This window comes from Mycobacterium sp. NPDC048908 (genome assembly GCF_043197955.1).
In the GTDB taxonomy this organism is placed as follows: Bacteria; Actinomycetota; Actinomycetes; order Mycobacteriales; family Mycobacteriaceae; genus Mycobacterium.
In genome coordinates, this window is sequence record NZ_JBICUE010000012.1 from 83,401 (window position 1) to 101,039 (window position 17,639).

Consider the following 17,639-nt stretch of genomic DNA (forward strand, 5'->3'; position numbering starts at 1 on the left):
ACGGCCGATGAGCGCTTGCGCGAAGAGCGACAACGGATGAGTGACGTCCCGACTCCTGACGAAATCGCTTCGTTGCTACAGGTCGAGCACCTGCTTGATCAGCGTTGGCCGGAAACGAAACTCGAGCCGAGCACCACGCGCATCGCTGCGCTGATGGAACTGCTCGGCTCGCCGCAGCGCGGCTATCCGTCGATCCACATCGCTGGCACCAACGGCAAGACGTCGGTGGCCAGGATGGTCGACTCGCTGCTCACCGCGTTCAGTCGCCGCACCGGTCGCACCACGAGTCCGCACCTGCAGTCAGCGGTGGAGCGGATCTCGATCGACGGCAGGCCGATCAGCCCGGCCTCTTACGTTGCGACCTACCAGGAGATAGAGCCGTTCGTCCAACTGGTCGACCAGCAGTCCGAAGCCGGAGGCGGGCCGCGACTGAGCAAGTTCGAGGTCGTCACCGCGATGGCGTTCGCCGCGTTCGCCGACGCCCCCGTCGATGTGGCCGTGGTCGAAGTCGGCCTCGGCGGGCGCTGGGACGCCACGAATGTGGTCAACGCCCCGGTCGCGGTGATCACGCCGATCGGCGTGGACCACGCCGATTATCTCGGTGACACCATCGAGCAGATCGCTGGTGAAAAAGCTGGCATCATCACCAAACAGCAAGACGACCTGGTTCCTACCGACACGGTGGCAGTTATCGGCCGCCAGCTGCCCGAGGCGATGGAAGTGCTTCTCGCGCAAGCGGTTCGAGCCGACGCCGCGGTGGCACGCGAAGACTCCGAGTTCGCGGTGCTCGGCCGCCAGGTCGCCGTCGGCGGTCAACTGCTGGAGTTGCAGGGCCTCGGCGGTCGCTATTCCGACATCTTCATCCCTCTGCACGGTGAGCATCAGGCCCACAACGCAGTAGTGGCGCTTGCAGCGGTCGAAGCGTTCTTCGGAGCGGGTGCGGAGCGCCAACTCGACATCGACACGGTGAGAGCGGGTTTCGCGGCTGCCACCAGCCCTGGCCGGCTGGAGCGGATGCGCACAGCACCGACGGTGTTCATCGACGCGGCCCACAACCCCGCCGGTGCAACGGCGCTCGCGCAGGCGCTGCAAGACGAGTTCGACTTCCGCTACCTGGTCGGCGTGGTGTCGGTGATGGCCGACAAGGACGTCGACGGCATCCTGGCCGCCCTGGAGCCCGCCTTCGACCAGATTGTGGTGACAAACAACGGATCTCCGCGCGCGCTCGACGTCGAAGGGCTGGCGATTCGTGCCGAGGAACGGTTCGGACCCGAGCGCGTCGTCGTCGCGGCGACGTTGCCCGATGCGATCGAGACCGCCACCGCGCTGGTCGAGGAGTCCGGGAACGATGGCGAGGGGTTCAGCGGCGCGGGCGTGGTGATCACCGGATCTGTCGTCACCGCCGGAGCGGCCCGCACCCTGTTCGGGAAGGACCCCGAGTGACCCAACAGCCACAAGCGCCAGACCCGTGGAAGAGCTTCCGCGGGGTCATGGCGGGCACGCTGATCCTCGAGGCGATCGTTGTGCTGCTGGCCCTGCCGGTCGTGGCGGCCGCCGATCACGGACTCACCCCGTTGACCGCCGGCTACCTGATCGGCTTCGCGATCGTTCTGGTGCTGTTGTGCGGGGTACAGGGCAGGCCGTGGGCGATCTGGGCCAACGTCGGTGTGCAGGTGGTGTTGATCGCGGGGTGGCTGGCGCACGGCGCGGTCGGCTTCATCGGGCTGATCTTCGCCGCGGTATGGCTGTTCATCGCATACCTGCGCGCCGAAGTGCTGCGTCGGCAGAAGCGTGGCCTGCTGCCGGGACAAAAGCCACCGTCCGACTAGGCTGTCGGCCGTGACTGAGCGGACCCTGGTTTTGATCAAGCCCGACGGTGTGCAGCGACGCCTCATCGGAGAGGTCCTGCGCCGGATCGAAGGCAAGGGCCTGAGCATCGCGGCGCTCGAACTCAAGAATGTCGACGACGACCTCGCCCACAAGCATTACGCCGAGCACGAGGACAAGCCGTTCTTCGGGTCGCTGCTGGAATTCATCACCTCGGGACCCGTCGTGGCCGCCGTCGTTGAGGGTCCGCGGGCGATCGCCGCGTTCCGGCAGATCGCCGGCGGCACCGACCCGGTGGAGAAGGCCGCGCCCGGAACAATCCGCGGTGACCTGGCACTTATCACCCAGGACAACCTCGTGCACGGCTCCGATTCGCCCGAGTCGGCGGCCCGCGAAATCGAACTCTGGTTCCCTGGCAAATAGTCGGCTGGTCCAGCCTGGTCGGTCTGGCACCCGTGATGTGGGATACTGGCTCCGGGTAGCCGTCCTGTTACGCGGGGCGGATGCTCGAATGAAGACTTCGACGTGCGCGACCATCGCTACCGCGATGCGGCGCCGACCGTCCAGCCATCATTCAGACCGGCACCGAGACGGTTCCTGACCGGAACCCCTCGGGGCGAGACCATAACAAGCTCGGGGAAGTTGCCCGGGTACAAGAGCGAGAGCCCTCGCGTGGCCGCGTCAGACATGACGCGCCCGGGGGCTTGAGGAGAATACGTGGCCGACAGTGAAAATTTTCCAGCCCATACCGAAGAGCTTTCAGAAGAGACCCAGCCAAGTGACGATCAGCACGTAACGCTGATCGACGCGCCCGCCGAAAGCTCCGACGAGGGCACCGAAAGCTCCGAGGACGCCGCGGATCCGCCGGCAGAGGTTGACGATGAGGAACCCGAGTCGCGGCTGATCCTGGAAACGTCCGCTGAACCCGAGCGCGCCGATTACCTGCCGCTGTTCATGGCACCGCAGCCCGTCCAGTCGGACTACGAGTCGGACGCCGACGAGGACGACGAGGACGACGACGGCGGTCCCGATACCGACGACGACCAGGGGGAGCGTCCCGCAGGGCGGCGCCGCCGCCGCGGCCGGCGTGGCCGCGGACGTGGTCGCGGTGAGCAGGGCGGCGAGGACGACGACGACTCCGGCGATTCGCAGGCCGACGCCAAGGACGACGACTCCGGCGAGGATTCCGACGAGGACACCGGTGACGACGAGACCGGCGCGGAGGGGGCGACCCGTCGCCGCCGTCGCCGCCGCCGCCGCAAGTCGGGTTCCGGTGACGATGGCGACGACTCCGGATCGCCCGACGATCCGCCGAACACCGTCGTCCACGAGCGCGCGCCCCGGGCAAGCAAGGACAAGGCCGACAAGGACAACGGCGAGATCCAGGGCATCAGCGGGTCTACCCGGCTGGAGGCCAAGCGGCAGCGCCGCCGCGACGGCCGCGATGCCGGACGGCGGCGCCCGCCGATCCTGAGCGAGGCCGAGTTCTTGGCCAGGCGCGAAGCTGTCGAGCGGACGATGGTGGTGCGCGACAAGGTCCGCACCGAACCGCCGCACGAAGGCGCCCGCTACACCCAGATCGCGGTGCTCGAAGACGGCGTCGTGGTCGAACACTTCGTCACGTCAGCCGCGTCGGCGTCGCTCGTCGGCAACATCTATCTCGGCATCGTCCAGAACGTGCTGCCGTCGATGGAGGCGGCGTTCGTCGACATCGGCCGTGGCCGCAACGGCGTGCTCTACGCGGGCGAGGTGAATTGGGAGGCCGCCGGACTGGGCGGCGCCAACCGCAAGATCGAACAGGCGCTCAAGCCCGGCGACTACGTCGTGGTGCAGGTCAGCAAGGACCCGGTCGGTCACAAGGGCGCCCGACTGACCACGCAGGTGTCGCTGGCGGGTCGCTATTTGGTCTATGTGCCCGGCGCGTCCTCGACCGGCATCAGCCGCAAGCTGCCCGACACCGAGCGCCAGCGGCTCAAGGAAATCCTGCGTGAGGTAGTGCCCGCCGATGCGGGCGTGATCATCCGCACTGCGTCCGAAGGCGTCAAGGAAGAAGACATCCGCACCGACGTCGAGCGCCTGCAGAAGCGCTGGGCCGAGATCGAGGCCAAGGCCGCCGAGACCACCGCGAAGAAGGCTGGCGCTGCCGTCGCGCTGTACGAAGAACCCGATGTGCTGGTCAAGGTGATCCGTGACCTGTTCAACGAGGACTTCTCCGGGCTGATTGTGTCCGGCGACGATGCGTGGAGCACGATCAACGACTACGTGAATTCCGTTGCCCCCGAGCTTGTCCCGCGTCTGACCAAGTACGAACCGGCGGCGGACGGTCCGGACGTCTTCGCGGTGCATCGCATTGACGAGCAGCTGACCAAGGCGATGGACCGCAAGGTGTGGCTGCCGTCCGGCGGCACGCTGGTCATCGACCGCACCGAGGCGATGACGGTTGTCGATGTGAACACCGGCAAGTTCACCGGCTCCGGCGGCAACCTGGAGCAGACCGTCACCCGCAACAACCTCGAGGCCGCCGAGGAGATCGTGCGCCAGCTGCGGCTGCGCGACATCGGCGGCATCGTGGTCATCGACTTCATCGACATGGTGCTGGAGTCGAACCGGGATCTGGTGCTGCGCAGGTTGACCGAGGCGCTGGCTCGCGACCGCACTCGTCATCAGGTGTCCGAGGTGACGTCGCTGGGGCTGGTGCAGTTGACGCGAAAGCGGTTGGGTACCGGACTGATTGAGGCATTCTCCACCCAGTGCCCGCACTGCGCGGGCCGCGGGATTTTGCTGCACGGCGATCCGGTCGACTCCGCGTCGGCGATGGGCCGCAAGTCCGACTCGGGCGGGCGCCGCGGCAAGCGCGGCAAGAAGGGTGGCAAAGCCGAAGAGGTCGAGGTCGCGAAGGTGCCGCCGCATCCCGCCGGCGAGCACCCGATGTTCAAGGCGATGGCCGCGGCCAACGGCAAGCACGACCACGATGAACACGCCGACGGAGAGACAGAGGAAGCCGCGGCGCCCGAGGACGTGGCCGAGCTCGAGCCCTCCACCATCGGGGAGGCGTTCGTCGAGTCAGAGGACGAAGAACTCGACGACGAGGACTTCGACGACGAAGACGAGTCCGCCGACGATGAAGACGACGATGAGTCCGATGAGGACGAGATCGACCTCGACGCCGATGACGAGGACGAGGACATCGACGACGACATCGAGGTCATCAACGGTGACACCGACGACTCGGAGGACGAGGAAGACTCGGACGACGAGGACTTCGATGACGAGGACGACTCCGAGGATTCCGAGGATTCCGACAACGGTGCCCAGCAGGTTGCCGTGACTTCGCCCGGTGGCCGTCACCGTCGCCGCGCCGCGGCGCGCCCGGCCGGTCCGCCAAGCCATGACGGCTGACCTGCGGTGATTTGACCCTGTAGGCGGCCCTCACGTACCCTTGAGCGGTTGTCGCCAGGCCCAGCCGGCGGCAGTCCAAGACCCAGACATGAGCAGCGCAGGTCATGCGCGCCAAGAGACTGAAGAAGGAAAGATGGCAGCCGAGACAGCCACGTACGCAATCGTCAAGACCGGCGGCAAGCAGTACAAGGTCGCCGTCGGAGACGTGGTCAAGGTCGAGAAGCTCGACGCCGAGGCCGGCGCATCCGTGTCGCTGCCCGTTGCGCTCGTTGTTGACGGCGCGAAGGTCACCAGCGCCGCCAAGGACCTGGAGAAGGTCGCGGTCACCGGTGAGGTGCTCGAGCACACCAAGGGGCCGAAGATCCGCATCCACAAGTTCAAGAACAAGACCGGCTATCACAAGCGGCAGGGGCACCGCCAGCAGCTGACGGTCCTCAAGGTCACCGGCATCGCGTGATCAGCCGTCAGGCGAAGAACAGACAGCACAGGCGGAGGGCAATCTAATGGCACACAAGAAGGGCGCTTCCAGCTCACGCAACGGCCGCGACTCAGCCGCCCAGCGGCTCGGCGTCAAGCGATTCGGCGGCCAGATCGTCAAGGCCGGCGAGATTTTGGTGCGGCAGCGGGGTACTCATTTCCACCCCGGTGTGAACGTCGGCCGCGGCGGCGACGACACGCTGTTCGCGACGGCTCCCGGCGCGGTGGAGTTCGGCACCAAACGCGGTCGCAAGACGGTCAGCGTGGTGCGACCGCAGCCGCAGGAGGCCTAGCCGCCGGAGGACTTTCCGCGAATGTGAAGCTGCTGCGAGTTCTGACCGGAAATCTCGCAACAGCTTCACAGTCGAGAAGGACAGCCAATGCCCCGCTTTGTAGACCGCGTTGTCATTCACGCGAGGGCGGGCAACGGTGGCAACGGCTGCGCGTCGGTCCATCGGGAGAAGTTCAAGCCGTTGGGCGGCCCCGACGGCGGTAATGGTGGCCGCGGTGGCAGCGTCGTCCTGGTCGTCGACCCGCAGGTGCACACCCTGCTCGACTTCCACTTCCATCCGCATGTCGTCGCGCCGTCCGGAAAGCAAGGCGCGGGCAGCAACCGCGACGGCGCCGCGGGATCCGACCTCGAGGTCAAGGTTCCCGATGGCACGGTCGTGCTCGACGAGAACGGCCGACTGCTCGCCGACCTCGTCGGGGCGGGCACCCGGTTCGAGGCGGCGGCGGGCGGCCGCGGCGGGCTGGGTAACGCCGCACTGGCGTCGCGGGCCCGCAAGGCGCCGGGTTTCGCGTTGCTTGGCGAGAAGGGTCAGATCCGCGACCTCACGCTGGAACTCAAGACGGTCGCCGACGTCGGCCTGGTCGGCTTCCCGTCGGCCGGCAAGTCGTCATTGGTGTCGGCCGTCTCCGCGGCCAAGCCGAAGGTCGCCGACTACCCGTTCACCACGCTCACGCCCAACCTCGGGGTGGTGTCGGCGGGGGAGCACACGTTCACCGTCGCCGACGTGCCCGGCCTGATTCCGGGCGCGTCCGAGGGCCGCGGCCTTGGGCTGGACTTCCTGCGTCACATCGAGCGCTGCGCGGTGCTGGTGCACGTGGTGGACTGCGCGACGATGGAGCCCGGCCGCGACCCGGTATCCGACATCGAGGCGCTGGAAGCGGAATTGGCCGCATACACTCCGACGCTGCAGGGCGACCTGACGCTCGGCGATCTGGCCGAACGCCCGCGCGCGGTGGTGCTCAACAAGATCGATGTGCCCGATGCGCGGGAGTTGGCGGATTTCGTCCGCGGCGAGATCGCCCGCCGATTCGGCTGGCCGGTGTTCGAGGTGTCGACAGTGTCGCGAGAAGGGCTGCGGCCGTTGACCTTCGCGCTGTGGGACATGGTCGCGGCCTACCGCGCGGCGCAGCCGCCTGTCGTGCCACGCAGGCCGGTGATTCGGCCGATCCCCGTCGACGAAAGCGGCTTCACCGTCGAATCCGACGGCCAAGGTGGCTTCGTGGTGCGCGGCACGCGGCCCGAACGCTGGATCAACCAAACCGATTTCGACAACGACGAGGCGGTTGGTTATCTGGGCGACCGGTTGGCCCGCCTCGGTGTCGAGGACGAACTGCTGCGCCTCGGCGCCAAACCGGGCTGCGCGGTGACGATTGGCGCGATGACCTTCGACTGGGAGCCGCAGACCCCCGCGGGAGTGGACGTCACGCTGTCCGGCCGCGGCACTGATTCGCGGCTGGAGCAGACGGACCGCGTCGGCGCGGCCGAGCGCAAGGCGGCGCGCAGGGAGCGGCGACGCCCCGGTGACCAGTCGTGAGCCAACATCGGGAAGCCATCCGCACCGCGCGCAGCGTGGTCATCAAGATCGGCACCACCGCCCTGACCACCCCGGCCGGTGTGTTCGATGCGAGCAGGCTGGCCGTGCTGGCCGACGCCATCGAGGGCCGCATGAAATCCGGTTCCGACGTGGTGATCGTGTCGTCGGGTGCGATCGCGGCGGGTATCGAACCGCTGCGGCTGTCCCGGCGCCCCACCGATCTGGCCACCAAACAAGCCGCGGCCAGCGTCGGGCAGGTGGCGCTGGTCAATGCGTGGAGCGCGGCGTTCGCCCGCTACCACCGGACCGTCGGTCAGGTGTTGCTGACGGCGCACGACATCTCGATGCGGGTGCAGCACACCAACGCACAGCGCACACTTGACCGGTTGCGCGCGTTGCACGCGGTGGCGATCGTCAACGAAAACGACACCGTCGCGACCAACGAGATCCGGTTCGGCGACAACGACCGGTTATCGGCGTTGGTCGCACATCTGGTGGGCGCCGACGCGCTGGTGCTGTTGTCGGACATCGACGGCCTCTACGACTCGGACCCGCGAAAAGCGCGCGAAACAGGCGGGGCGCGCTTCATTCCTGAGGTCGACGAGCCCGCGGACCTGGACGGCGTGGTGGCCGGGCGGGGCAGCCACCTCGGTACCGGCGGAATGGCGTCGAAGTTGTCCTCGGCGTTGCTCGCCGCCGATGCTGGGGTTCCGGTGTTGTTGGCCGCCGCGACCGATGCGGCGACCGCATTGTCCGACGCGTCGGTGGGTACGGTGTTCGCGCCGAGGGCTGAACGGATGTCGGCGCGCAGATTCTGGGTGCGATACGCGGCCGAGTCAGCGGGAGCGCTGACACTCGACGACGGCGCGGTGCGAGCCGTTGTGCGGCAACGGCGTTCGCTGCTGCCTGCGGGTATCACCGCGGTGTCGGGCCGGTTCTACGGCGGCGACGTGGTGGAGTTGCGGTCACAGGACGCGACGATGGTGGGACGTGGCGTGGTGGCCTACGACCACAACGAGCTTGCCACCATGCTGGGGCGCTCGACCTCGGACCTGCCAGCCGAAATGCGCCGTCCCGCAGTGCACGCCGACGATCTGGTCGCCGTCTGATCTGCGGATAGCTATGCCGAATTCGCGACTGCGGGTAGTTCGTCGGCCAGCAGCACCAACATCTCCGAGCACCCGCTGTCGACCTTCACCGTCGCCAACTCGTCGCCGCGGGTGGGCCCGCGGTTGATGATCGCGGTCGGGATGCCGAGCGCCGCGGCGTGCCGCACGAATCGGTATCCCGAGTAGACCGTCAGCGAAGACCCCGCGACCAGTAGCGCGTCGGCGGCGTCGACAAGCGAATACGCGTCGCCCACACGCTGTTTCGGCACATTCTCACCGAAGTAGACGATGTCGGGCTTGAGCATGCCGCCGCACATGGGGCAGTCGATGATCACGAAAGAGGCCGTGTCGTCGATCACGGCGTCGGCGTCGGGGGCGACCGCGATGCCGCCGAGCGCCTCGGCGCGCTCGATGAAGCCGGGGTTGGCGGCATCCAGCAAGTCGCCGAGCGCGGCGCGCGACATGGTGTGCCCGCAGTCCAGACAGATCACCTGGGCGTAGGTGCCGTGCAGGTTGACCACTGTGCGGCTGCCCGCCTTGGTGTGCAGAAGGTCGACGTTCTGGGTGATCAGCCCGGACACGACGCCAGCATGCTCCAGTCTGGCCAGCGCGCGATGGCCTGCGTTGGGCACCGTCGCGTCCATGTGCCGCCACCCGACGTGGTTGCGGGCCCAGTACCGCTGCCGAAAGAGCGGGTCGGCGGTGAACTGGCGGATCGTCATCGGATTGCTCGGCGGCGAATCCGGGCCCCGGTAGTCCGGGATGCCCGAGTCGGTCGACATGCCCGCGCCCGTGAGCACCGCAACACGCCGCCCGTACAGCAGCGCGACGAGTTCCGGTGCTTCCACGTATCCCAGGCTATGCGATCCAGTTCAGGCGGGTTGGTGCTGCTCCTCGGACTCCGCGTGCTCGGCGGCCTCGAGCACTGGCTGCTCGTCCTCGTCGACCACGGTCGTCTCGACCACCTGGACTCGCTTCTGGGTTGGGCTGTCGTCGGAAAGCGGAACCGACACGGTGAGGATGCCACGGTCATAGGTGGCGTTGATGTCGTCTTCGTCCGCGCCGGCGGGCAGCGCGAGCGTGCGGGTGAACGATCCGTACGAGAACTCCGATCGACCGTTGGATTCGCTGGTCTGTGTCCGCTCGGCCTTGATGGTCAGCCGGCCGTCGTGGACCGTCACCTCGATATCGGCGACCGGGTCGACACCCGGCAGCTCGGCGCGGACCTCGTAGACGCCGTACTTGTGCTCGTCTTCGAGCCGAGGCAGCCGGTTGTCGAGCAGCGGCCGCAGGTGGGCGAGCGTAGGAAGTCCGCCGAACAGATCGGAGAGTTCCGGCAGCAAGGTACGCGATTGACGTTGCACGGCAGGCTTGTTCACGATGACCTCCAGGGTTGGGTGGTGTCAGCCACGATGCGCGAGCAGAGCAAAAAGCGCGGTGCCGACGGGCGAACTACAGGCCAACAAAATCCGACACGGTCAATTCGCGAGCGTCTGCGGTGAGAGTTCCTTGAGCATCGCGTTCGCCCAACGCATTTGCCGCAGCGCCTGCGGATGACAGCGCTCGGCCAACTCGAGCAGGTCGGTGTCCTTCACGCCCTGCGCGCCTTGCGCGAGCAGTTCCCAGTCCAGTGACACGCCGGCCGCCAGCCGGTGCAGCCGGCGCAGGTCAGCCAACAGCAGCAGTCCGGTTTCGGGGCGTCGGCCCATCCGGTCGCTGATCCACGCCTGCGCGGACTCGGTGACCGCCGTGATGCGCGGCTTGTGACGCAGCCGCACCCCATACCGCTCACCGGCCTTGGCGATGAGCTCGACGTGCTCGCGAGACCACATGGCCAGGTCCAACGCGACGTGATAGATGCCATGGTCGTTGTGGTGGCGCGACGCGATCGCGTCAAGAGCACGCGCCAGCCTCAACTCTGAACGGTGTAGCTCACGCAGCGCGAGTCCCAGCTTCATCGTCGGTCCGCTCCGCTCAGTGTCTCGACGGCCTCGGCGGCGTGCCCGCCTGCCGTCTTCGCGATGTGCCCGTTGACCGGTGCAGAGCCGGCCGTCGTCGGCGCTGGTGCCGCCGAGCTTCCCCTTCGGAGACGCTGCACCCTGGCGGCGGCCGTCTTGAAGATCGGCTGTTTGGAAACCGGATCCCAATCTGTGAGCGTCATCTCGTTGGCCGCGCGGTGATGACCGTCGGGATCGTCGACATCCCAGTAGCCGTAGTGAAATGGCACGAACACCACACCGTCGCGGATGCCGCTGATCCGGCACGGCGCGATCACCGAGTGCCGCGGCGTGGCGACCTCCACCGCGTCACCTTCGGCAACCCCGAGCCGCTCGGCGTCGCGCGCTGACATTTCGACCCACGGCTCTGGCGCGGCGTGGGCGAGTTGCGGCGTACGGCCGGTCTTGGTGCGCGTGTGGAACTGGTACAGCGTTCGCCCGGTGATCAACACGAAGGGATGGTCGGCACTCGGTGCCTCGTGCGGCGGCAAGTATTCGGCCGCCTTGAGAATGGCCTTGCCGTCGGGATTCATCGCCCGGTACTCGGTGGGCTCCAGCGGCGCCCCGGTGATGAGGTCGCGGCCATAGGACTCGCAGTAGTCGGGCTTGGCCCAGAACTCGCCGTTCGTGTAGAGCCGTTCGGTGCCGTCGGGATGTTCTGCGGTGCATGGCCATTGGATGCCGCTCGATCCCCGCAGCTTCGCGTAGCTGAGCCCGGTGTAATCGCAGGGCCGTCCGGCGCTGCACTGCTTCCAGGCTTCGAACGCCGACTCGGGATCCGTCCACGGCGGCAGCGGCCTGCCGTCCTTGTCGCGGAAGTCCATCCGGCGCGCGTAGTCGAGGAAGATGTCGAGATCGGCTCTGGCCGCACCGGGCGGGTCGACCGCCTTCTCGGAGAGGTGCACCGTGCGGTCGGCATTGGTGAAGGTGCCGGTCTTCTCACCCCATCCTGCGGCGGGCAGCACCACGTCCGCGAGCGCGGTCGTCTCCGTTCCGAACATGTCCTGCACCACAAGGAAAAGCCGGTCTTGGGCGAGGATGCTGCGAATGCGGGCCAACTCGGGCAGTGACACCGCCGGATTGGTCGCGCTGACCCACAGCATGCGCAACGTGCCTTGTTCAGCGAAGCGGAACATCTGCATCGCGTGAGTTGGTGGTGCGTAGTGCGGGATCTGATGCATCTGGAGGTTCCACAGCGCGGACAGTTCCGCGACGTGAGAATCGTTGGACCAGTTGCGGAATCCGGCGAGATCGCCGTCGGCGCCGCACTCGCGGGTGTTCTCGGCCGTGGGTTGGCCGTTCATCTGCAGCACGCCGCATCCGGGCTTACCCAACATGCCGCGCAAGATGTGGATGTTGTTCACCTGCACGGCTGCCGCGGTCGCCTGATTCGATTGGTAGAAGCCCTGCAGCACGGTCGACATCAGCGCGGTGGAGGTGCCGATCAACCGGGCCGCCTCGCGGATGTCGGCGGCGGGCACCTTGCAGATCTCGGCGGCACGGTCGGCAGGGAACTCCTCAACGCGCTTGGCGAGTTCGTCGAAACCGACCGCGTGCGCGGCGATGTAGTCGTGATCGACCCAGTTGTTGCGGATGATCTCGTGCAGTAAACCGTTCATCAATGCGACATTGGTGCCGGGCAACGGCGCCAGGTGGACCGCGGCATGTCGTGCTACCGGTGTCTGACGCGGATCGACACACACCAATGCGGGCGGGTTCGGCCCCGCCAGCCGGTCGAGTATCCGCATCCACAGCACTGTCTGGGTTTCGGCGACGTTGTGGCCGTATAGCGCGATCACGTCGGCGTGATCGACGTCGGTGTAGGACCCCGGCTGTCCGTCGCTGCCGAAGGATTCCTTGAGGGCGGCCGCGGCGGTCGCCGTGCACAGTCTGGTGTTGCCGTCGACGTGGTTGGTGCCGATCGCGCCGTGCGCGATCATGCCGAGCGTGTAGTACTCCTCGAGGAACAGTTGACCCGAGGTGTAAAAGCCGATGGAGCTGGGACCCATGGTGTCCAGCAGCTGCTTGCTGTGCTGCACAACCGCGTCCATCGCTGTGTCCCAGTCGGTTTCGACGAGCTCGCCGTTGCGGCGGATCAGCGGTGTGGTCAACCGGTCGGCGGACCGATTCGCCTGCCAGCCGAACAGATCCTTGGCGTCGACTCGACCATGGTTGACCCGGTCGTCGACCCGACCGCGAACACCCACGATGCGACCGTCCTTGACGGCGATGTCGAGCCCGTCACCGTTGGAATGCAGGACGGACGCCGATTGAACCCACTTGTCCACCGCGTCGGCGTCGACACCGTCGAGGAAACAGTCGACCCGCTCGGGCCAATGTTCACCGCGGCCGTATGGAGTTCGGCCACCCCACGGTTCGGCGATCCGGTCCTGCGTCGCCACGTCGGGCGCTTACCCAGGAACCTCAGGTCAAAACCTAGTCCAGGCATTTGTCGGCGGGCACGACCTCGGCGTGCATGTTCTTGTGCATCATGGTCAGCGCGGCGTCGCTGAGTTCGGGATCGATGTGCGCGACGGCATCCGGTGGGACGATCACCGAGAAGTGCCGCACGTACGCGTCCAGGGCGGTGTAGAGAATGCACTGCTCGGTCACCTGACCGGTCAGGATCAGCCGTTGCGCATCGAGGCGGCCCAGCAGATAGTCCAGCGAACTGGAATAGAACGCGCTGTGCCTGACCTTGAGCAGTCGCGGACAGTTCCCGGCGGGTTCGATCGGGGTCACCAGATCCGGTCGCTCCCCATTTCGCGCCGCGTCCAGCAGGTCGTCGAAGTCCGCGGTGAAGTCGCCGTAGTTGTCGTTGACGTAGATCACATCCACGTCGTCGCGCTTTCGGGCCCGGCCGAGGAGGCCGGCCAACGGGTCGACGATGTCGGCGACATTTTTCGCCAGCACGTCGGCATCCTCGTGCGCGTAAGTGTTCAGCATGTCGATGACCAGCACCGCGACGTCACTCATGGGGGTTTGCATACCCCGATCCGTTTTCGGGCAACATTGAGGTATGGATTTTTACTCGGCTTACCGCCACGGGTTCGTGCGAGTGGCCGCGTGCACCCACCACACGTCCATCGCTGATCCGCTGGCCAACGCGCAAGCCGTGGTGCGGGTCGCCAAGGCCTGCCATGACGACAGCGTCGCGCTGGCGGTCTTCCCCGAGCTGACCCTGTCCGGCTACTCGATCGAGGACATTCTGCTTCAGGACGCACTGCTGGACGCGGTCGAGGACGCGCTGCTCGACGTCGTGGTCGCCTCGGCCGAGTTGATGCCGGTGCTGGTCATCGGCGCTCCGCTGAGGTATCAGCACCGGATCTACAACACCGCCGTGGTGATTCACCGCGGCCGGGTGTTGGGCGTGGTGCCGAAGTCGTACCTGCCCACGTATCGCGAGTTCTACGAGCGGCGCCAGATGGCGGCGGGCGACGCCATGCGCGGCGCGATCCGGATCGGCGACACCGATGTGCCGTTCGGGCCCGATCTGCTGTTCACCGCGACAGACCTGCCGGGGTTCGTGCTGCACGTCGAGATCTGTGAGGACATGTTCGTGCCGATCCCGCCGAGCGCGCAGGCGGCGCTGGCCGGTGCAACGGTGCTGGCCAATCTGTCCGGCAGCCCGATCACCATCGGCAGGGCCGAGGACCGTTGTCTGCTGGCTCGGTCGGCGTCATCGCGATGCCTGGCCGCCTACGTCTATGCCGCGGCAGGCGAGGGTGAGTCGACCACCGATCTGGCCTGGGACGGTCAGACCATGGTGTGGGAGAACGGCGTCTGCCTGGCCCAGTCCGAGCGGTTTCCGCTGGGCGACCGGCGTTCTGTCGCCGACGTCGATCTGGAACTGCTGCGCTCGGAGCGACTGCGAATGGGCACGTTCGACGACAACCGCCTGCACCACGGAATCACCGCGGAATCGTTCAGGCGCATCGAATTCCGGGTCGACCCGCCCACCGGCGACATCGGGCTGCGCCGTGAGGTCGAGCGGTTCCCGTTCGTCCCTGCGGATCCCCAACGGTTGGAACAGGATTGCTACGAGGCGTACAACATCCAGGTCGCGGGGCTGGAACAACGGCTGCGGGCGCTGGACTACCCGAAGGTGGTGCTGGGATTGTCCGGCGGACTGGACTCCACCCACGCATTGATCGTCGCCGCCCGAGCGATGGACCGGGAAGGCAGGCCGCGCAGCGATATTCTCGCGTTCACTCTGCCGGGCTTCGCGACCGGTGACCGTACCAAGAGCAACGCGACACGGCTCGCTGAAGCGCTGGGGGTGACGTTCGAGACCATCGACATCAAGGCCACCGCGGAACTGATGCTCAAGGAGTTGGATCATCCGTTCGCTCGTGGCGAGAAGGTTTATGACGTCACGTTCGAGAACGTCCAGGCGGGTCTGCGCACCGATTATCTGTTCCGGCTGGCCAACCAGCGCGGCGGCATCGTGCTGGGCACCGGTGATCTGTCCGAACTGGCCCTCGGCTGGTCCACGTACGGTGTCGGCGATCAGATGTCGCACTACAACGTCAACGCCGGAGTGCCGAAAACACTGATCCAGCACTTGATCCGGTGGGTGATTACATCAGGGCAGTTCGACGACGCCGTCAACGACGTGTTGCAATCCGTTCTCGGCACCGAGATCAGCCCTGAACTGGTGCCGGCGGGCGAGGACGATGAGATTCAAAGCAGCGAATCGAAGGTCGGCCCGTATGTTTTGCAAGACTTTTCGCTGTTCCAGGTGCTGCGCTTCGGGTTCCGGCCGTCGAAAGTCGCGTTCCTCGCGTGGCATGCCTGGCGCGATGCTGACCACGGCGACTGGCCCGTCGGTTTCCCCGACCAGGAGCGACCCGCCTACTCGCTGAAGGAGATTCGGCACTGGTTACAGGTCTTCGCGCAGCGGTTCTATTCGTTCTCACAGTTCAAGCGGTCGGCGCTGCCCAACGGGCCGAAGGTCTCGCACGGCGGATCGCTGTCTCCCCGCGGTGACTGGCGGGCGCCGTCGGACATGTCCGCCCGGGTCTGGCTGGACGAGATCGAGCGCGAAGTTCCCGAGGACTAACGGCTTCCAGCGCTGGCGCGCAAGTGATCAGCGTTCGTAGGTGCCCGTCAGTGCACCGCGCGCGACGACGTGGCCGGCCATCGCTGACAGCAACGCGCCGTGGTCGGCGACGTCATCTCCGATGGCGCGATCGAGTGCGAACACCAGGAACCGATAGTGGTGCGGACCGTGGCCGGCGATGGGACGCGGGCCGACATACGTGTCGCCGAACGCCTTGATGAGCCGCACACCGGTGGTGCCCGGCGTCAGTTCGCCTTCGCCAAGCCCGCCGCGATCGGGTTCGAGCACTGCGATGGTGTGCATCAACGGCTTGGGCATCGGCACGTCGAGGTCGTCCATGACGAGCACCAACTGCTTGGCGTCGGCGGGCACGCCGGTCCACTGCAGCGCGGGGGATACGTTGTCGCCGACGCCTTTACCCGCATGCTTCTGCGGGATGGCGCCGCCGTCGGTGAAGGCGGGGCTGCTGACGTCGATGGTGGCGGCCGCGGAGTACTCCTTGCCGGACAGCGGACTGCGGGCCTCGCCCGCGCGCAACCGGCGGAGCAGCTTTCCTGGCAAAGGCATGCCCGGCAGTCTAGACGTGCCCGATTCCCGGGACTAAGCGACCGACATCGGCGAGGTAGTAGCGGTAGGCATCGCCATGCTTGGACAATCCGGCAATCGCGACCGGATTCGCTGTCGCCAAAGCGATTCCGGATCCGAACACCACGCCGGAACGCACTAACGTCGTCGTTTCGCTTGGGTCCACTCCGATGCGCCACGAGTCGCCCATGTCCAGTTGCGCATACACCGTTGCGGCGATGCCGATCGCGACGCCCGCAGCCTGAAGCCACGGCGCGTGCAGCACGCCGACGGGTGACACCACGCCGAGCAGTGCGACGACCAACTGGTGCGACGTCGTTGTGCCCAGCTGCGCCAACCGAATCCGAGCACGGCGAACACCGCGAAGAGCTGCAGTGAGATCACGGGCAGCATGGGTCACCCCGCCAGGCGTTGATTCCTTCCCGCACTGCGATCGCGGCGATGCCGAGAGCCGCGACGGGATCGGCCCACGACCACCCGAACAGGCTGTTCAGCACGAGGCCCGCCAGCAGGATCGCGGACAGATATGTGCACAGCAGCGTCTGCTTGGAATCCGCGACCGCCGAGGCCGATCCGAACTCCTGACCGGCACGCCGTTGCGTCAGCGACAGCACCGGCATGACGACCAGGCTCGCCGCCGCGAGAACGATGCCGATCGGCGAGGGCCGGGCCTCGCCGACGCCGAACAGCGACAGCACCGCGTCGACCGAGACATAGGCGGCGAGTGCGAAGAACGAGAACGCGATGAACCGCAGCGCGGCCTTCTCCCGCCTCTCCGGATCCTCGGCCGAGAATTGCCACGCCACCACCGCCGCCGAGGAGACCTCGACGATCGAGTCGAGCCCGAACCCGACCAACGCCGACGACGACGCGCGGGTGCCCGCCGCGAGCGCTACCACCGCTTCGACGACGTTGTAGGCGATGGTGGCGGCGACCAGGAGGCGGATCCGGCGGCGCAATGTCGAACGCCGCGCCTCGACCGTCATGAGCAGCAGGCGGGGTCGACGGCCAGCACGAGGCCGACGAGGTCGGCAAGCGCGTGCGCGATCCTCGGGTCGGCCAACTCGTAACGCGTGCGTCGACCCTCGGGTTGGGCGATCACCAAGCCGCAACCACGCAGACACGCCAGGTGGTTGGACAGGATCTGCCGTGACACCCCGATCTCCTCGGCGAGGTCGGACGGATAACCGGGTCCGCGCCGAAGCGTCAGCAAGATCTTGGTTCTGGTGGTGTCTGAGAGCGCGTAGCCAAATCGTGCCAGAGCGTCGATGCTCGTCGCTGTCTGCATGAGTCCGGATAGTACAGCAAATTCTGTACTATCCGGTAGCGATTTGTGGAGCCGCAGCCGCGGTCAGCG

18 protein-coding genes are annotated in these 17,639 nt (G+C 66.8%); 9 read left to right on the top strand and 9 right to left on the bottom strand.

Annotated elements, in window-relative coordinates; all coding sequences use genetic code 11:
- The first annotated feature begins 36 nt into the window (after window positions 1-36).
- The 8 genes from ACGFK1_RS25510 (at window position 37) to proB (ending at window position 8,638) form a co-directional block, all read left to right on the top strand.
- Window positions 37-1,443: a bifunctional folylpolyglutamate synthase/dihydrofolate synthase gene (locus ACGFK1_RS25510; protein ID WP_393436020.1), complete on the top strand. Its 1,407-nt coding sequence runs from the start codon at window positions 37-39 to the stop codon at window positions 1,441-1,443.
- Window positions 1,440-1,829 (top strand): DUF4233 domain-containing protein, encoded by a 390-nt coding sequence (locus tag ACGFK1_RS25515; RefSeq protein WP_393436023.1) that lies wholly within the window; start codon window positions 1,440-1,442, stop codon window positions 1,827-1,829. Before ACGFK1_RS25510 ends, ACGFK1_RS25515 begins: the two co-directional genes overlap by 4 nt.
- A gap of 10 nt (window positions 1,830-1,839) precedes the next feature.
- Entirely contained in the window at window positions 1,840-2,250 is a 411-nt protein-coding gene (gene ndk / locus ACGFK1_RS25520) for a nucleoside-diphosphate kinase (RefSeq protein WP_393436026.1), read from the top strand.
- Window positions 2,251-2,544: 294 nt separating this feature from the next.
- Window positions 2,545-5,226 (top strand): Rne/Rng family ribonuclease, encoded by a 2,682-nt coding sequence (locus ACGFK1_RS25525; protein ID WP_393436029.1) that lies wholly within the window; start codon window positions 2,545-2,547, stop codon window positions 5,224-5,226.
- Window positions 5,227-5,359: 133 nt separating this feature from the next.
- On the top strand, window positions 5,360-5,683 hold the full coding sequence (gene rplU, locus ACGFK1_RS25530) for a 50S ribosomal protein L21 (protein WP_393436032.1): 324 nt from the start codon (window positions 5,360-5,362) through the stop codon (window positions 5,681-5,683).
- Window positions 5,684-5,729: 46 nt separating this feature from the next.
- Complete coding sequence (gene rpmA, locus ACGFK1_RS25535; protein ID WP_393436035.1) at window positions 5,730-5,996, top strand: 50S ribosomal protein L27; 267 nt, start codon at window positions 5,730-5,732, stop codon at window positions 5,994-5,996.
- Between the two features lie 87 nt (window positions 5,997-6,083).
- On the top strand, window positions 6,084-7,529 hold the full coding sequence (gene obgE / locus ACGFK1_RS25540; RefSeq protein WP_393436037.1) for a GTPase ObgE: 1,446 nt from the start codon (window positions 6,084-6,086) through the stop codon (window positions 7,527-7,529).
- Entirely contained in the window at window positions 7,526-8,638 is a 1,113-nt protein-coding gene (gene proB / locus ACGFK1_RS25545) for a glutamate 5-kinase (RefSeq protein WP_393436040.1), read from the top strand. The genes obgE and proB overlap by 4 nt, the downstream gene beginning before the upstream one ends.
- An 11-nt stretch (window positions 8,639-8,649) precedes the next feature.
- Here the strand turns inward: proB and ACGFK1_RS25550 are convergent, their stop codons facing one another.
- The 5 genes from ACGFK1_RS25550 to ACGFK1_RS25570 all read right to left on the bottom strand — a co-directional run bounded on the left by ACGFK1_RS25550 (window position 8,650) and on the right by ACGFK1_RS25570 (window position 13,611).
- Complete coding sequence (locus ACGFK1_RS25550) at window positions 8,650-9,486, bottom strand: NAD-dependent protein deacetylase (RefSeq protein ID WP_393436043.1); 837 nt, start codon at window positions 9,484-9,486, stop codon at window positions 8,650-8,652.
- A 24-nt stretch (window positions 9,487-9,510) separates the two neighbouring features.
- The gene (locus ACGFK1_RS25555; protein ID WP_393436046.1) at window positions 9,511-10,017 is read right to left on the bottom strand and encodes an Hsp20/alpha crystallin family protein; all 507 of its coding nucleotides are present in this window, start codon (window positions 10,015-10,017) and stop codon (window positions 9,511-9,513) included.
- A 99-nt stretch (window positions 10,018-10,116) separates the two neighbouring features.
- Window positions 10,117-10,596: a hypothetical protein gene (locus ACGFK1_RS25560; RefSeq protein ID WP_393436049.1), complete on the bottom strand. Its 480-nt coding sequence runs from the start codon at window positions 10,594-10,596 to the stop codon at window positions 10,117-10,119.
- Window positions 10,593-13,037 carry a molybdopterin oxidoreductase family protein gene (locus tag ACGFK1_RS25565; RefSeq protein ID WP_393436052.1) on the bottom strand — a complete coding sequence of 815 codons (2,445 nt, stop codon included), beginning with the start codon at window positions 13,035-13,037 and terminating at the stop codon, window positions 10,593-10,595. The genes ACGFK1_RS25560 and ACGFK1_RS25565 overlap by 4 nt, the downstream gene beginning before the upstream one ends.
- Before the next feature lie 34 nt (window positions 13,038-13,071).
- The gene (locus ACGFK1_RS25570; protein ID WP_393436054.1) at window positions 13,072-13,611 is read right to left on the bottom strand and encodes a cysteine hydrolase family protein; all 540 of its coding nucleotides are present in this window, start codon (window positions 13,609-13,611) and stop codon (window positions 13,072-13,074) included.
- A gap of 43 nt (window positions 13,612-13,654) precedes the next feature.
- Here ACGFK1_RS25570 and ACGFK1_RS25575 point away from each other — a divergent pair, with 43 nt between their 5' ends.
- On the top strand, window positions 13,655-15,697 hold the full coding sequence (locus ACGFK1_RS25575) for an NAD(+) synthase (protein ID WP_393436057.1): 2,043 nt from the start codon (window positions 13,655-13,657) through the stop codon (window positions 15,695-15,697).
- A gap of 27 nt (window positions 15,698-15,724) precedes the next feature.
- Here ACGFK1_RS25575 and ACGFK1_RS25580 read toward each other — a convergent pair whose 3' ends face one another.
- The 4 genes from ACGFK1_RS25580 to ACGFK1_RS25595 are packed head-to-tail and all read right to left on the bottom strand — an operon-like array spanning window position 15,725 to window position 17,570.
- Window positions 15,725-16,264 (bottom strand): YbhB/YbcL family Raf kinase inhibitor-like protein, encoded by a 540-nt coding sequence (locus ACGFK1_RS25580; protein WP_393436060.1) that lies wholly within the window; start codon window positions 16,262-16,264, stop codon window positions 15,725-15,727.
- Window positions 16,265-16,274: 10 nt separating this feature from the next.
- The gene (locus ACGFK1_RS25585; protein WP_393436063.1) at window positions 16,275-16,619 is read right to left on the bottom strand and encodes a hypothetical protein; all 345 of its coding nucleotides are present in this window, start codon (window positions 16,617-16,619) and stop codon (window positions 16,275-16,277) included.
- A 43-nt stretch (window positions 16,620-16,662) separates the two neighbouring features.
- Window positions 16,663-17,268, bottom strand: coding sequence for a cation transporter (locus ACGFK1_RS25590; protein ID WP_393436066.1), 606 nt, complete (start codon window positions 17,266-17,268; stop codon window positions 16,663-16,665).
- Complete coding sequence (locus tag ACGFK1_RS25595; protein ID WP_393436069.1) at window positions 17,265-17,570, bottom strand: ArsR/SmtB family transcription factor; 306 nt, start codon at window positions 17,568-17,570, stop codon at window positions 17,265-17,267. The genes ACGFK1_RS25590 and ACGFK1_RS25595 overlap by 4 nt, the downstream gene beginning before the upstream one ends.
- Window positions 17,571-17,639 lie beyond the last annotated feature (69 nt).

Bases quoted from the DNA above. Each gene is read 5' to 3' on its own strand.
- ACGFK1_RS25510 (WP_393436020.1), top strand. From the start codon at position 37: ATGAGTGACGTCCCGACTCCTGACGAAATCGCTTCGTTGCTACAGGTC.
- ACGFK1_RS25575 (WP_393436057.1), top strand. From the start codon at position 13,655: ATGGATTTTTACTCGGCTTACCGCCACGGGTTCGTGCGAGTGGCCGCG.
- ACGFK1_RS25590 (WP_393436066.1), bottom strand. From the start codon at position 17,268: ATGACGGTCGAGGCGCGGCGTTCGACATTGCGCCGCCGGATCCGCCTC.
- ACGFK1_RS25595 (WP_393436069.1), bottom strand. From the start codon at position 17,570: ATGCAGACAGCGACGAGCATCGACGCTCTGGCACGATTTGGCTACGCG.
- rplU (WP_393436032.1), top strand. From the start codon at position 5,360: ATGGCAGCCGAGACAGCCACGTACGCAATCGTCAAGACCGGCGGCAAG.
- obgE (WP_393436037.1), top strand. From the start codon at position 6,084: ATGCCCCGCTTTGTAGACCGCGTTGTCATTCACGCGAGGGCGGGCAAC.
- ACGFK1_RS25560 (WP_393436049.1), bottom strand. From the start codon at position 10,596: ATGAAGCTGGGACTCGCGCTGCGTGAGCTACACCGTTCAGAGTTGAGG.
- ACGFK1_RS25570 (WP_393436054.1), bottom strand. From the start codon at position 13,611: ATGAGTGACGTCGCGGTGCTGGTCATCGACATGCTGAACACTTACGCG.
- rpmA (WP_393436035.1), top strand. From the start codon at position 5,730: ATGGCACACAAGAAGGGCGCTTCCAGCTCACGCAACGGCCGCGACTCA.
- ACGFK1_RS25580 (WP_393436060.1), bottom strand. From the start codon at position 16,264: ATGCCTTTGCCAGGAAAGCTGCTCCGCCGGTTGCGCGCGGGCGAGGCC.